This is a genomic window from Janibacter sp. UYMM211 (assembly GCF_040547045.1).
In the GTDB taxonomy this organism is placed as follows: domain Bacteria; phylum Actinomycetota; class Actinomycetes; order Actinomycetales; family Dermatophilaceae; genus Marihabitans; species Marihabitans melonis.
The window spans coordinates 712,665-725,444 of the sequence record NZ_JBEPOY010000002.1 but is presented as its reverse complement, the minus strand read 5'-3'; the positions used below and the strand labels follow the sequence as shown (position 1 = coordinate 725,444).

Below are 12,780 nucleotides of genomic sequence, written 5' to 3'. Positions count from 1 at the left end.
GCGGGCGCCGGTAGATTTGCTGCCCATGCGCCAGTACCTCGACCTGCTCCAGCACGTGCGCGACGACGGGGTCGAGAAGTCCGACCGCACCGGGACGGGCACACGCTCGGTCTTCGGCTACCAGATGCGCTTCGACCTCTCGCAGGGCTTCCCCGTCCTCACGACGAAGAAGCTGCACCTGCGCTCGATCATCGGCGAGCTGCTGTGGTTCCTGCGCGGCGAGACCAACGTGCGCTGGCTGCAGGAGCGAGGCATCACGATCTGGGACGAGTGGGCCGACGAGGACGGCGAGCTCGGCCCGGTCTACGGGCACCAGTGGCGCTCGTGGCCCACCCCCGACGGCGGCACCGTCGACCAGATCGCGAAGGTCATCGAGTCGATCCGGACGAATCCCGACAGCCGCCGGCACGTCGTCTCGGCGTGGAACGTCGCCGAGGTCGACGACATGGCGCTCCCGCCGTGCCACACCCTCTTCCAGTTCTACGTCGCGCCCGGGGTCGACGGGGGCCGCGGCCGGCTGTCCTGCCAGCTCTACCAGCGCAGCGGCGACGTCTTCCTCGGCGTCCCCTTCAACATCGCCAGCTACGCGCTGCTGACGATGATCGTCGCCCAGCAGTGCGACCTCGAGCTCGGCGACCTCGTGCACACGCTCGGCGACGCCCACCTCTACCTCAACCACCTCGAGCAGGCCGACGAGCAGCTGGGGCGCGAGCCGCACGCGCTGCCGACGATGCGGATCACCCCGCGCGGCAGCGTCGACGCGTACGAGCTCGAGGACTTCGAGCTCGTCGGCTACGAGGCGCACCCGAGCATCAAGGCGCCGATCGCCGTATGAGCGGCACCGACCGCGAGCCCCGACCGGTCCACCCCGAGCTGCGGGGACGCATCCCCCTTCGTGCCGCGTCGTACGCGGTGATCACACGACCGGCCGCCGGGGCCGCCGGGCTCGAGGTGCTCCTCCAGCTGCGCAGCGGCACCCCCTTCATGGACGGGTGGTGGGCCTGCGGGGCGGCCGGGCACGTCGAGGACGCCGGGTCGGCGAGCGCGGCGCTGCGCCGCGAGGTCCGCGAGGAGCTCGGCGTCGACGTCGTGCGGGCCACGCCCCTGACGACGGTGCACCGCGGCTGCCTCTTCGGGACGATCGAGCAGCGGGCCGACTTCTTCTTCCACGTCACCGAGGTCTCGGGCGAGCCACGGCTCGCCGAGCCGGACAAGGCCGCCGACCTGCGGTGGTACCCCCTCGCCGAGCTGCCGGAGCGGGTCGTCCCGCACGAGCGGCTCGTCCTGCTCGCGCTCTCGGCCGCGACGAGCGGCGGGCCGGCGGTGCCGGCGGTGCTCGAGCTGGGCTTCGAGCAGCACCTCACCCTCGTGGCCGCCGTCGGCGCCAACCGCGCCATCGGCGTCGAAGGGGGGATGCCGTGGCACCTCCCGGAGGACCTGCGGCACTTCAAGGAGGTGACGACGGGCGGCGTCATGGTCATGGGCCGCCGCACGTGGGACTCCATCGGGCGGGCCCTGCCCGGTCGGCGCACCGTCGTCGTCACCTCCGACCTCACGTGGTCGGCGCCCGGCGCCGAGGTCGCCCACTCGCTGCCGGAGGCCCTCCTCGTCGCTGGCGACCGCGAGGTCTTCGTCGTCGGGGGCGGCGAGATCTACGCCCAGACGATCGAGGTGGCGAGCGCGCTCGAGATCACGCACGTCGAGGCCTCCCCGCAGGCCGAGGTCTTCTTCCCCCCGATAGACCTCGACGTCTGGGTCGAGGTCCGGCGCGTGCCGCGCGAGGGCATGACCTTCGTGCGCTACGAGCGACGCGATCGTGGTGAAGTCTGAGGCTTCATCACGAAGATATGAAGGTATGTTCTTCATATGGCTCAGATGAAGGACCGGGCTGTCGCCACCCTCATCGGCGACGTCGTCGGCTCGCGCCGTGCGCGTGACCGCGCCGGTCTGCACGACCGGCTCGCGCGGGCGCTGCGGGAGATCGCGCCGGGCGCCGTCGACGCCCCGCTGGTCACCGTCGGCGACGAGTTCCAGGGCAGCTACGCCACCCCCGGGGCGGCCCTCGACGCCGCGTGGCGGCTGCGGCTGCGGCTCTCGCCCGACGTCGACGTGAGGATCGGCCTCGGTCACGGGCCGGTCGCCCGGCTCGACGAGACGACCCAGGACGGACCCGGCTGGTGGGCGGCCCGCGAGGCGATCGACTGGGTGAAGCAGACCCAGTCGCGGGCGACCACCGAGCACCTGCGCACCGCCTACCGCAGCGCGGACGAGGGACCGGAGGTCGCGGCCGTCAACGCCGCCCTGCAGTGCCGCGACCACCTCGTCGGCGTCATGGACGAGCGCTCCCTGCGCATCCTCGCCGCCCTCGTCGCCGGGCAGTCGCAGGCCGCGGTGGCGCAGGCCGAGGGCATCAGCGCCTCCGCGGTCTCGCAGCGGGTGCGCAGCGCGGGCATCGGGGTCGTGCGGCTGGCGGCCGAGCAGCTCGCCGGCGTGGAGGCGTCATGAGCGTGCTCGCCGTGCTGCTCGTCGCCGTCGGCGTCACCGACCTGCTGCGCAGCGCGCTGCCCGTCCGGCCACGGCGCCCGGTCGTCGCCGCTGCCGCCGGCGTCGTGCTCGTCGTCGCGACCTCGGCGCTGGCCGGCACGCTCGGCACGGCCGCGGGCCGGTGGCTCGCCGTCGCCGCGGCCCTCGGGCTGCTCGCCTGGGTCCTCACGACCGAGCGCACCCTGCGCACCGGGCGCGCCTACCTCCTGCCCCTCGCCGTCCTGCTCGTCAGCGGTCTCGTGCCGCTGCTGTGGGCCGGGGCGGCGCCGGAGGTCGGGGACCCCTTCGCCCGCTGGCTCGCCTGGGCCGAGCTGCCGTGGGCCGGCGACCCCGCGCACGCCCTGCTCGTGGCCGGTCTCGTCCTCGTCCAGCTGAGCACGGGCAACCTCGTCGTCCGACTCGTCCTCACGAGCACCGGCGCGATGCGCCCCGGGCACGACCGCGGCCAGGAAGAGCTGCGCGGCGGGCGTCTCCTCGGCCCGCTCGAGCGGCTCTTCGTCCTCGGTCTCGGGCTCGCCGGCGAGGTCACCGCCGCCGGCCTCGTCATCGCGGCGAAGGGCCTCATCCGCTGGCCGGAGCTGCGCTCGCACGCCGACGACGGGGGCCGGCACGACATCGACAAGGTCACCGAGTACTTCCTCGTCGGCTCCTTCGTCAGCTGGCTCGTCGCGCTGGGAGCCCTCGCCCTCGCCTCCTGAGTGGCCGCCTATCCTGGCCCCGTGCCCATCCGCAGCCACGTCCACGGCGACGTCCACGTCGTGACGGTCGAGCGCCCGGAGCGGCGCAACGCGATCGACCACGAGCACCTCGACGCGCTCGACGCGGCCGTCCGGGCCGCCGAGCAGGGCGGTGCCCGCGCCCTCGTCCTCACCGGGGCGCAGGGGCACTTCTGCGCCGGCGCCGATCTCACCGAGCTCGAGGACGTCGCCTTCACCGAGCGCCTCGCCGAGGTGCTCGGGCACCTCGCCTCGCTCCCGGTGACGACCGTGGCCGCGATCTCCGGGTCGTGCATGGGGCTCGGCATGCAGCTCGCCGTCGCGTGCGACGTGCGCGTCGCCACCGACGACGCCCGGTACGCCGTGCCCGTCGCCCGGCTCGGGCTCATGGTCGACCACTGGACCCTCGAGCGGGTGGCTCGCTGCTGGGGCGAGGGAGCGGCGCGCCACATGGTCCTCACCGCCGCCGTCCTCGACGCCGACGACGCCTGGCGCCTCGGCTTCGTCCAGCGTCGCGGTGACCTCGACGACGCCCTCGAGCTCGCGACCTCCGCCGCCCGGCTGGCCCCGCTGACCCAGGCCGGCTCGAAGACCGGGCTCGACGCCCGCACCCCCGACGACCTCGCGCGCTACCGCGACGCCTTCGCCACCGCCTGGGCGAGCGCGGACCTCCAGGAGGGCCGCGCCGCCTTCGCCGACCGACGACCCCCCACCTTCGAAGGACGCTGATGAGCACCCCCACCCCCGACGCCGGCGTCCGCACCGCCGGGCCCAACGACCTGCCCGCCCTCGGCGTCGTGCAGGCCCTCGTGTGGCAGGAGGCCTACGACGGCGTCGTCCCCCCGGAGGTCCACGCGCAGTTCGAGCCGCAGGCCTTCGCCGCCGCGTGGCGCCAGGCCCTCGCGACGCCGCCCGAAGGGGTGCACCGCCTCCTCGTCGCGACGGCCGGCGGCCAGGTCGTCGGCTTCGCCGCCCTCGGCCCGAGCCAGGACCCCGACACCGGTCAGGCGACCGGCGAGCTCACGGCGATCGGCGTGCACCCCCAGGCCCGGCGCACCGGGCACGGCTCGCGCCTGCTCAACGCCGTCGTCGACACGCTCAAGGGCGCGGGCGCGGACACCCTCGCCACGTGGGTGCTCGTCCCCCACGAGCAGACTCGCGCCTTCCTCGTCGGCGCCGGTCTCGCGCCCGACGGCGCCTTCCGCGACCGCGTGGTCTCCCCCGACGGGGCGACCGCCCGCGAGGTGCGCCTCGTCGCCTCGCTCGCCGACCCCGAGCCGTGAGCGCGGCCGTCGAGGACGCCGCCGTCGGGACGGCACGGCGTCAGGCCCTGTCCGTCGGCGTGGCGACGGGTGCGTACGGCGTGAGCTTCGGCGCGCTCGCGGTCGCCGCCGGCTTCGACGTGCTGCAGACCCAGGCCCTCTCGCTCCTGCTCTTCACCGGCGGCTCGCAGTTCGCCGTCGTCTCGGTGATGGGGGCCGGCGGCAGCCCGGCGACCGCCGTCGCGACCTCGACGATGCTCGGCATCCGCAACGGGCTGTACGCGCTGGAGACCTCGCGGGTGCTCGACGTGCGGGGGTGGCGCCGGCTCGCCGCCGCGCACGTGACGATCGACGAGTCGACCGCCGTGGGTCTCGCGCAGCCGACGACGCGCTCTCGTCGGGTCGGCTTCTGGTGGACCGGCCTGGCCGTCCTCGCCTTCTGGAACCTCGCGACGCTGGCCGGCTCGGCGCTCGGGAACGCGCTCGGCGACCCGCGCACGTGGGGGCTGGACGCGGCGGCGGCGGCAGCCTTCGTCGGGCTCATCTGGCCGCGGCTGCGCTCGGCCCCGACCGTCGTCACCGCCGCGGTGGCCGCGCTCGTCGCGCTCGTCTCCTACGCGTCGGTGCCGGCCGGCGTCCCCGTGCTCCTCGCGGCCCTCGCCGCGCTCGTCGTCGGGCTCACCGGTGCAGGACGCACGGAGCCCGAGCCCGGGCACCTCGACGGAGAGGACCCGACGCCGTGAGCGCCTGGGCCACCGTCCTGCTCGCCGCCGTCCTCGGCTACGCGCTCAAGCTCGCGGGGTACCTCGCCCCGCCGTCCCTCGTCGAGGGGCCGCGTCGCTCGCGCGTCATCACGCTCCTGCCGGTAGCCCTGCTCGCGGGCCTGCTCGTCGTCCAGACGGCCGGCGGCGCCGACACCCTGACCCTCGACGCCCGCCTGCCCGCGGTCGTCGTCGCCGTCGCGCTCTTCGCGCTGCGGGTCAACTTCTTGCTCGTCGTCCTCGCCGCGGCCGCGACGGCCGCCGGGCTGCGCGCCCTCGGCTGGGCTGCCTAGGCCGCGTGCCGGCCGCCGCGGTGACGCCCGCGCCAGGCGGCGAGCAGCTGGTAGGCCGCGTACACGAAGAGCGCGCCCGCGCTCCAGCGCACGACGGTGTCCTTGTCGGTCTGGCTCATGCTCGAGGCGACGTAGCCCACCCACGGCACGTGGTAGCGCACGACCCCGCGCAGCTGGGTCGGGGTGACCTCCCAGTCGTCGACGCCGCCGTTGGCGTCCCCCTTCGTCGTCCAGACCGGACGGCCCGAGACGTCCTGCTCCACCGCGACGACGCGGTGGGTGACGAGGGTGGGGTCGTCCGGGCGCGGCATGACCGTGATGATCGAGCCGACGGTGACCTCCTCACGGGCCTGCTCCGCGCTCTCGACAGGGTCGACGAAGACCTGGCTGCCGACCGGCAGGGTCGGCTCCATCGAGCCCGAGAGGATCGTCAGGGGCACGAGGCCGAGCACGCGCGGCACCGCGACGACGAGGACGAGGACCGCGCCTAGCAGCGTGAGCAGGGCGAGGAGCACGAGCCTCAGCGCGCGCGACGCAGGACGCGCAGCGGTCGTGGGCTCGTCCTCGACGACCTCGGCCGGCGCGTCGGCGGGCGGGTGGAGGGTGGCGGTCATGGCAGGTTCACCTGTCCCTGGTCGGGGTTGGGGATGACGCCGGTGCACACGAAGCGGTCGTTGCGGCCGGCGGAGTCGTTGGTGGCCCGCACGAGCCAGTCGGACTCGACGTAGCGGGTGCGGTCGCCGGCGAAGGGGTACCCGCGCAGGACGAGCTCTCGGGTCGCCCCGACCGGTCCGAGCTCGCTGCCCACGAGCGGGCCGGAGAGGCGGGCGGAGGCGTCGAGCGAGCCAAGGCTCCGCCAGCTGCCCGAGACCGGTCGGACGAGGACCTCCCACCCGCCAGCCATCGCGGGGGTGGGGGTGGTCGCGGTCGTCGAGGCGAGGGGCCAGCCGAACGCGAGCCGGCCGACCGAGCCCGACCCCTGCCCGCCGGAGACCTCGCTGCGGCAGGGGCTGGCGCCCGCCGGCGAGGTCGGCGCGGGGGTGCCGATCGAGAAGCGGGTCGTCGTCGTGCGCTGGGTCGAGGTCCACGTGGCCGGCGGCTTGCTCGTCTGCCGCACGACGGTCGTGATGTCGACGGAGCGTCCGGCGTGCGCGAGATAGGCGTCGCGCTCACCTGCGGCCGTCGCGGGGTAGGGCAGGGACAGGGTCGGGCACAGCACCCGGCCAGCGCCCGGTGCGAGGGTCGCGCCGGCCACGGCTCCCTGGGGGCGGGTGTACGTCGTGCCTGCGGTGATCTGGCCGGCCGAGCGGGCCGCCCAGTAGGTGCTCTGGGTCGTGCCGCCGCAGGCGCCCTGGCCGGAGGTGTAGACGAGCGCGGCCCGCGCGAGGAGGTCGTTGGTGTCCCCGGCGTCGACCCGGGTGACCCTCGTGCTGCGCACGTCGAGGTCGGCGCTCTGGCGCCTCGAGAGGTTCGTCAGGTCGACCTGGGGCCCCGACGCGGTCGCGGTCATCTCGAAGACGTCCGAGCTCGGGCCGCTGATCGTGGTCGTCGCGCTCTCGCGCCACTGCGCCTCGGTCTGGCCGCTCGGCGCACTCACGAGGAGCACGCCGGCGAGCGCCACAGCCGCCACGGGCCACAGCCGCGTCGCTCTCATCCGTCGTGCCTCTCGGCTCATGCCCGCGTCTGGGCGAAGGTGTAGGTGAAGGTGCCGCCGAAGAGCGACTGGTCCTGCAGGGCGCTCCCCCAGCCGCCGGCGCTCGCCGTCACGGGCGTGCTGATCGAGATGCGGACCGTCGAGGTCCCCACCCCCGCGCCGGTCGGCACCGAGACGGGGATGCTCACCGAGCTGCCCGACGTCACCGCGCCCCCCGGCGCCGTGATCGTCGTCGTGGTCGTCGCGCTGCCGCTGAAGGCCGAGCGGGCCGCCGACGTGAGCGCGGTGCTCGACACGGCGAGGGTGCCCCGCAGCGTCGTGCCGCTCGCGGCGAGCGTCACCGGCTGAGTGATGACGACCCGGTCACCGGGGACGAGCGCCTCGGAGGCGAGCGTCGCGCTGATGACCCGGCACTCGACGTAGCCGGGGTCGGGGGTGCACGTCGTGCTCGACGCGTACGTCCTCGACCCCGCGGGCTGCTGCGAGTGCAGCTCGGTGCGCAGCGTGCCCGTCGTCAGGCTCACCCCTCCCGAGGTGATGGTGCCGGGCTTCCGGGCGTCGTGCTCGGCCCAGCTCGCACCGGTCCCTCCGGCCCCGGTGAGGACGACGAGACCCAGGCCGAGCGCGAGCAGCGCGCGCCATGGCGCCGCGTCCCCCCTCATGCCTGCCCCCCTCGTCGTCCTCACCGCTCCCCCCAGGTCAGCGCTGCTGCTGGACGAGCGAGATGCGCAGGGTGTTGAGGTCGAGCGTCTTGTCCTCACCAGCGGTGCCGTTGGTCTTCACGTCGTCGAAGGGCATCGTGACGGTGACCCGGGCGTCGTACGCCTTGCCGCTCGCAGTGTCCTGGGAGGTGACCGTCACGCTGTCGGCGCCGTCGACCTTCGTCGCGATGACGACGTGATCCTTGAGGGTGTTGCTCACGCCCGGGAGGTTCGCTGTGAGCTGGGCCTTGAGGGTGTTGCCGACGAGGTTCGGCCGGACCTTCGCCCGGTACTCGACCTCGTCGCCGGGGACCATCTTGAAGGCGGAGGGCGTGATCGACGTGTCGTCGCCCGTGTCCGAGGTCCCCTTGGTGTCGAACCAGCCGCCGCCGTCGACCTGCATGTCCAGGTGACCGGCGGTGATGCTCCCCGGGGCGACGTCCTTCCCCTCGCTCCACTGGGCGAAGCTGCCGCCCGCGGCGGACAGGAGGATGACACCGGCACCGACGGCGACGAGCGAGGTGGTGGTCCGGGACATGGAGATGGGCATGCGAGATCCAATCGGCTCCGCGCGGGGATCAGCCCGCGCTGGGGTGGGTGGGAGCAGACAGGTCGGCGTCGACCCCGGGCAGTCCCCCTGGACGCCCTCTCCCACCACCGACGTTACTGGAGAGTCTTTACCATTTGCTGACTTTCGGCAGAACTAGTTGAAAGTCGCAGCATGACCCGGGTCACACCGCAGGCATGACGGCCCAGCAGGCCGTCCACGACGACCTGTCCGGCGGGAGGGCCTCACATCTGCAGATACTTCTCCAGACCCACGGTCACGCCGGGGTGCGAGGCGACGCCTCGGACCCCTTCGAGCACCCCGGGCATGAAGGAGGTGCGGTCGAAGGAGTCGTGCCGGATCGTCAGGGTCTCGCCCTCGCCGCCGAAGAGGACCTCCTGGTGGGCCACCATTCCGCGCAACCGCACGGAGTGCACCGAGACGCCGTGGACCTGCGCGCCGCGCGCCCCGTCGGGGTCCTGCGTCGTCGCGTCCGGCGAGGCCGGCAGCCCGGCCTCGTCGCGGGCCGCGCCGATGATCTCAGCCGTCCGCGCGGCCGTGCCGCTCGGCGCGTCGACCTTGTCGGGGTGGTGCAGCTCGACGACCTCGACGGACTCGTAGAAGCGAGCGGCCTGGCGCGCGAAGGACATCATGAGGATCGCGCCGATGGCGAAGTTCGGCGCGATGAGCACGCCGACACCGTCATGGAGCGACACCTGCTCCTCGAGGCTCGCCAGGCGCTCCGGCGTCCACCCCGTCGTCCCGACGACGACATGGATCCCCCGCTCGACGCAGTGGACGACGTTCGCCGGGCTCGCCTCGGGCACGGAGAACTCCACGACGACGTCGGCGCCCGCGAGATCGCCGAGGTCGTCGCCGGCGTCGAAGCGGCCGACGAGCTCCATGCCCTCGGCCCCCTCGACGGCGCGGCAGGCCGCCGACCCCATCCGTCCCGACGCCCCGACGACCGACACCCGCACGATGCTCTCGCTCATGCGCAGCACCTTACGACCGAGCAGCGGTGCCGCCCGGGCGCGTCCCGGCGCGGCACCGTACGCATCTGCTGGCCGCGTGTCGTTCACCTGCCGTTCACCTTGGTGCTACAGTCGTAGATGAACACAGAGTGAACAAGGGGTGTACGACATGACCGTGACTCATCTGACGACGACCGCGCCGGCTCCCGCCGAGCGCCGCCTCACCTGCACCTGGGTGCCCGTCCGCGGCGAGGACGGCCGCACGCGCATGGAGATGCGCTGGGTCGAGCCGGCCCCGCGCCGCGCACGCCACGCCGCCTGAACGACCGCCTGGACCATCCGCCGCGGCGGAGGCAGACCAGGACGACGAAGGCCCCGCCCCCCACGAGGGGGACGGGGCCTTCGTCATGGGCGGCTAGATCAGCCGGCGGCGTCCTCGGAGGACGCGGGGGCCTCGGCACCCGTCTCCTCGGAGTCTGCGCCACGGCCGCGACCGCCACGACGGCGGCGGCGGCCACCCTCGCGCGCGTCGTCGTCGCCGGAGCGCTCCTCGCGCTCGGGACGGCCACCACGGTCGCCACGGTCGCCGCCGCGGTCGCCGCGGTCGCCCGCGCCGGACTCGAGCTCGGCCTGCTGCTCGTCCGAGAGGACGGCGGCCAGGCTCAGCTTGCCGCGGGGGTCGATCTCCTTGAGCTCGACCTGGACCTTGGTGCCGACGCCGAGGACGTCCTCGACCGCGTCGATCCGCTTGCCACCGACGAGCTTGCGCACCTCGGAGATGTGCAGCAGACCGTCCTTGCCCGGCAGGAGCGAGATGAACGCGCCGAAGGTCGTCGTCTTCACGACGGTCCCGAGGAAGCGCTCACCGATCTCCGGCATCTGCGGGTTGGCGATCGCGTTGACGGCGTTGCGCGCCGCGTCCGCGGAGGCGCCGTCGGCCGCACCGATGAAGACGGTGCCGTCGTCCTCGATGGAGATGTCGGCGCCGGTGTCGTCCTGGATCTGGTTGATCATCTTGCCCTTGGGCCCGATGACCTCGCCGATCTTGTCGACGGGGACCTGGACGGTGATGATCCGCGGGGCGGTGGGAGCCATCTCGTCCGGGGCGTCGATCGCCTCGTTCATGACGTCGAGGATGTGCAGGCGAGCGTCGCGGGCCTGGGTCAGCGCGCCGCCGAGCACCGAGGCGGGGATGCCGTCGAGCTTGGTGTCGAGCTGGATGGCCGTGACGAACTCACGGGTGCCGGCGACCTTGAAGTCCATGTCGCCGAAGGCGTCCTCGGCGCCGAGGATGTCGGTGAGCGCCGCGTACTGCGTCTGCCCGTCGACCTCGTCGGTGACCAGGCCCATCGCGATGCCGGCGACCGGTGCACGCAGCGGCACACCGGCGTTGAGCAGCGACAGGGTCGAGGCGCACACGGAGCCCATCGACGTCGAGCCGTTGGAGCCGAGGGCCTCGGACACCTGACGGATCGCGTAGGGGAACTCCTCGCGGCTCGGCAGCACCGGCATGAGCGCGCGCTCGGCCAGGGCCCCGTGCCCGATCTCACGACGCTTCGGCGAGCCGACGCGACCGGTCTCACCGGTGGAGAAGGGCGGGAAGTTGTAGTTGTGCATGTAGCGCTTCTTGCTCACCGGGCTCAGCGAGTCGATCTGCTGCTCCATCTTGAGCATGTTGAGCGTCGTGACACCCATGATCTGGGTCTCGCCACGCTCGAAGATCGCCGAGCCGTGCACGCGCGGCAGGACCTCGACCTCGGCCGACAGCGCGCGGATGTCCGCGAGCCCACGACCGTCGATGCGGACCTTGTCGCGCAGGATGCGCTCGCGCACGAGCTGCTTCTGCACGGAGCGGAAGGCAGCGGAGAGCTCCTTCTCACGGCCAGCGAAGGCGGCGGGCGCGTCGGCGGAGCCGGCGAGCTCGGAGGTCATGCTCGCCTTGATCTCGTCGAGGCGGTCCTCGCGCTCCTGCTTGTCGGCGATGGTGAGCGCCTGGGCAGCCTGCTCGGAGACGGCCTGCTGGACCGCGGCGTACGCGTCGTCCTCGTAGTCGAGGAAGACCGGGAACTCCTGGACCGGCTTGGCGGCCTTGGTGGCGATCTCGGCCTGCGCGTCGCACAGGGTGCGGATGAAGCCCTTCGCGGCCTCGAGACCCTCGGCGACGACCTCCTCGGTGGGAGCGGTCTTGCCCTGGTTCTTCACGAGGTCCCACGTGGACTCGGTGGACTCGGCCTCGACCATCATGATCGCGACGTCGTCACCGACGACGCGGCCGGCGACGACCATGTCGAAGGTCGAGCGCTCGATGTCGCTGAAGTTCGGGAAGGCGACCCACTGGCCGTCGATGAGCGAGACGCGCACGCCGCCGATCGGGCCGGAGAAGGGCAGACCCGAGATCTGCGTGGACAGCGAGGCCGCGTTGATCGCGAGCACGTCGTACTGGTGGTCCGGGTGGATCGACAGCACGGTGATGACGACCTGGACCTCGTTGCGCAGGCCCTTGACGAAGGACGGGCGCAGCGGGCGGTCGATGAGACGGCAGGTGAGGATCGCGTCGGTGCCGGGGCGGCCCTCGCGACGGAAGAAGCTGCCGGGGATGCGTCCGGCGGCGTACATCCGCTCCTCGACGTCCACGGTCAGCGGGAAGAAGTCGAACTGGTCCTTGGGCTTCTTGCCGGCCGTCGTGGTCGACAGGAGCATGGTCTCGCCGTCGAGGTAGGCAGCGACTGAGCCGCCGGCCTGCTTGGCCAGTCGGCCGGTCTCGAAGCGGATGGTGCGGGTGCCGAACGAGCCGTTGTCGATGACGGCTTCGGCGGTGGTGATCTCTGGACCCTCCATCGGGCCCTCCTTACTCTCTGCGCTCGCCGAGGGACGTCGTCGTTGCGCCCTGGCGTCTAGCGGTGCACCCGTCACGGGTGCCGGGGCGGTGCCCCGGGGACGCGCCTGGTCAGGCGGCGCCCCCATACGCGAAACAAGCGGCCCCCGTGGCGGGAACCGCTTGTCGCGTAGGTCTTATCGGCGAAGGCCGAGGCGCTTGATCAGCGAGCGGTAGCGCTCGATGTCGGTGCTCTCGAGGTAGCGCAGCAGACGGCGGCGCTGACCGACGAGGAGCAGCAGCCCGCGGCGGCTGTGGTGGTCGTGCTTGTGCTCGCGGGAGTGCTCGGTCAGGTCCTTGATGCGCTGCGTGAGCATCGCGATCTGGACCTCCGGGGAGCCCGTGTCGCCCTCGCCCGTGCCGTACTCGGCGATGATCTGCTTCTTGACGTCAGTGGTCAGCGGCATGCTGGGTCTCACTGCTCCTTCTCTGGGTCGTTGCGCGGCGCGCCCG

16 protein-coding genes are annotated in these 12,780 nt (G+C 73.1%); 9 read left to right on the top strand and 7 right to left on the bottom strand.

What is annotated here, in order from left to right; translation table 11 throughout:
• Window positions 1–25 precede the first annotated feature (25 nt).
• The 8 genes from ABIB53_RS08585 to ABIB53_RS08550 are packed head-to-tail and all read left to right on the top strand — an operon-like array spanning window position 26 to window position 5,576.
• Window positions 26–835, top strand: coding sequence for a thymidylate synthase (locus tag ABIB53_RS08585; RefSeq protein WP_354587861.1), 810 nt, complete (start codon window positions 26–28; stop codon window positions 833–835).
• A complete protein-coding gene (locus tag ABIB53_RS08580) occupies window positions 832–1,830 on the top strand; it encodes a dihydrofolate reductase (protein WP_354587860.1) in 999 nt (332 codons plus the stop codon). The genes ABIB53_RS08585 and ABIB53_RS08580 overlap by 4 nt, the downstream gene beginning before the upstream one ends.
• A 36-nt stretch (window positions 1,831–1,866) precedes the next feature.
• Window positions 1,867–2,505, top strand: a complete 639-nt coding sequence (locus ABIB53_RS08575) for a SatD family protein (protein WP_068273908.1) — start codon at window positions 1,867–1,869, stop codon at window positions 2,503–2,505.
• Window positions 2,502–3,242 carry a hypothetical protein gene (locus ABIB53_RS08570; protein ID WP_354587859.1) on the top strand — a complete coding sequence of 247 codons (741 nt, stop codon included), beginning with the start codon at window positions 2,502–2,504 and terminating at the stop codon, window positions 3,240–3,242. Before ABIB53_RS08575 ends, ABIB53_RS08570 begins: the two co-directional genes overlap by 4 nt.
• A 21-nt stretch (window positions 3,243–3,263) precedes the next feature.
• On the top strand, window positions 3,264–3,989 hold the full coding sequence (locus ABIB53_RS08565; RefSeq protein WP_068273904.1) for an enoyl-CoA hydratase-related protein: 726 nt from the start codon (window positions 3,264–3,266) through the stop codon (window positions 3,987–3,989).
• Window positions 3,989–4,543: a GNAT family N-acetyltransferase gene (locus ABIB53_RS08560; protein WP_068273902.1), complete on the top strand. Its 555-nt coding sequence runs from the start codon at window positions 3,989–3,991 to the stop codon at window positions 4,541–4,543. Before ABIB53_RS08565 ends, ABIB53_RS08560 begins: the two co-directional genes overlap by 1 nt.
• Complete coding sequence (locus tag ABIB53_RS08555) at window positions 4,540–5,265, top strand: AzlC family ABC transporter permease (RefSeq protein WP_354587858.1); 726 nt, start codon at window positions 4,540–4,542, stop codon at window positions 5,263–5,265. The genes ABIB53_RS08560 and ABIB53_RS08555 overlap by 4 nt, the downstream gene beginning before the upstream one ends.
• Window positions 5,262–5,576: an AzlD domain-containing protein gene (locus ABIB53_RS08550; RefSeq protein WP_123090913.1), complete on the top strand. Its 315-nt coding sequence runs from the start codon at window positions 5,262–5,264 to the stop codon at window positions 5,574–5,576. The genes ABIB53_RS08555 and ABIB53_RS08550 overlap by 4 nt, the downstream gene beginning before the upstream one ends.
• Here ABIB53_RS08550 and ABIB53_RS08545 read toward each other — a convergent pair.
• The 5 genes from ABIB53_RS08545 to dapB form a co-directional block, all read right to left on the bottom strand.
• Complete coding sequence (locus tag ABIB53_RS08545) at window positions 5,573–6,190, bottom strand: signal peptidase I (RefSeq protein ID WP_123090914.1); 618 nt, start codon at window positions 6,188–6,190, stop codon at window positions 5,573–5,575. The two genes, ABIB53_RS08550 and ABIB53_RS08545, sit on opposite strands and share 4 nt — an antisense overlap.
• Complete coding sequence (locus tag ABIB53_RS08540) at window positions 6,187–7,230, bottom strand: hypothetical protein (RefSeq protein ID WP_354587857.1); 1,044 nt, start codon at window positions 7,228–7,230, stop codon at window positions 6,187–6,189. Before ABIB53_RS08540 ends, ABIB53_RS08545 begins: the two co-directional genes overlap by 4 nt.
• Before the next feature lie 17 nt (window positions 7,231–7,247).
• Window positions 7,248–7,892 carry a hypothetical protein gene (locus ABIB53_RS08535; protein ID WP_354587856.1) on the bottom strand — a complete coding sequence of 215 codons (645 nt, stop codon included), beginning with the start codon at window positions 7,890–7,892 and terminating at the stop codon, window positions 7,248–7,250.
• A 37-nt stretch (window positions 7,893–7,929) separates the two neighbouring features.
• Entirely contained in the window at window positions 7,930–8,469 is a 540-nt protein-coding gene (locus ABIB53_RS08530) for an alternate-type signal peptide domain-containing protein (protein WP_191563257.1), read from the bottom strand.
• 254 nt (window positions 8,470–8,723) lie between these two features.
• A complete protein-coding gene (gene dapB, locus ABIB53_RS08525; protein ID WP_191563258.1) occupies window positions 8,724–9,473 on the bottom strand; it encodes a 4-hydroxy-tetrahydrodipicolinate reductase in 750 nt (249 codons plus the stop codon).
• A gap of 148 nt (window positions 9,474–9,621) precedes the next feature.
• Between dapB and ABIB53_RS08520 the strand changes: the two genes are divergently transcribed.
• A complete protein-coding gene (locus ABIB53_RS08520; RefSeq protein WP_163562347.1) occupies window positions 9,622–9,774 on the top strand; it encodes a hypothetical protein in 153 nt (50 codons plus the stop codon).
• Window positions 9,775–9,872: 98 nt separating this feature from the next.
• Here ABIB53_RS08520 and ABIB53_RS08515 read toward each other — a convergent pair whose 3' ends face one another.
• On the bottom strand, window positions 9,873–12,290 hold the full coding sequence (locus ABIB53_RS08515) for a polyribonucleotide nucleotidyltransferase (protein WP_354587855.1): 2,418 nt from the start codon (window positions 12,288–12,290) through the stop codon (window positions 9,873–9,875).
• Between the two features lie 174 nt (window positions 12,291–12,464).
• On the bottom strand, window positions 12,465–12,734 hold the full coding sequence (gene rpsO / locus ABIB53_RS08510) for a 30S ribosomal protein S15 (RefSeq protein ID WP_068273884.1): 270 nt from the start codon (window positions 12,732–12,734) through the stop codon (window positions 12,465–12,467).
• Between the last annotated feature and the right edge of the window lie 46 nt (window positions 12,735–12,780).

Bases quoted from the DNA above. Each gene is read 5' to 3' on its own strand.
- ABIB53_RS08585 (WP_354587861.1), top strand. From the start codon at position 26: ATGCGCCAGTACCTCGACCTGCTCCAGCACGTGCGCGACGACGGGGTC.
- rpsO (WP_068273884.1), bottom strand. From the start codon at position 12,734: ATGCCGCTGACCACTGACGTCAAGAAGCAGATCATCGCCGAGTACGGC.
- ABIB53_RS08515 (WP_354587855.1), bottom strand. From the start codon at position 12,290: ATGGAGGGTCCAGAGATCACCACCGCCGAAGCCGTCATCGACAACGGC.
- dapB (WP_191563258.1), bottom strand. From the start codon at position 9,473: ATGAGCGAGAGCATCGTGCGGGTGTCGGTCGTCGGGGCGTCGGGACGG.
- ABIB53_RS08540 (WP_354587857.1), bottom strand. From the start codon at position 7,230: ATGAGAGCGACGCGGCTGTGGCCCGTGGCGGCTGTGGCGCTCGCCGGC.
- ABIB53_RS08545 (WP_123090914.1), bottom strand. From the start codon at position 6,190: ATGACCGCCACCCTCCACCCGCCCGCCGACGCGCCGGCCGAGGTCGTC.
- ABIB53_RS08580 (WP_354587860.1), top strand. From the start codon at position 832: ATGAGCGGCACCGACCGCGAGCCCCGACCGGTCCACCCCGAGCTGCGG.
- ABIB53_RS08535 (WP_354587856.1), bottom strand. From the start codon at position 7,892: ATGAGGGGGGACGCGGCGCCATGGCGCGCGCTGCTCGCGCTCGGCCTG.
- ABIB53_RS08530 (WP_191563257.1), bottom strand. From the start codon at position 8,469: ATGTCCCGGACCACCACCTCGCTCGTCGCCGTCGGTGCCGGTGTCATC.
- ABIB53_RS08570 (WP_354587859.1), top strand. From the start codon at position 2,502: ATGAGCGTGCTCGCCGTGCTGCTCGTCGCCGTCGGCGTCACCGACCTG.
- ABIB53_RS08520 (WP_163562347.1), top strand. From the start codon at position 9,622: ATGACCGTGACTCATCTGACGACGACCGCGCCGGCTCCCGCCGAGCGC.
- ABIB53_RS08575 (WP_068273908.1), top strand. From the start codon at position 1,867: ATGGCTCAGATGAAGGACCGGGCTGTCGCCACCCTCATCGGCGACGTC.
- ABIB53_RS08560 (WP_068273902.1), top strand. From the start codon at position 3,989: ATGAGCACCCCCACCCCCGACGCCGGCGTCCGCACCGCCGGGCCCAAC.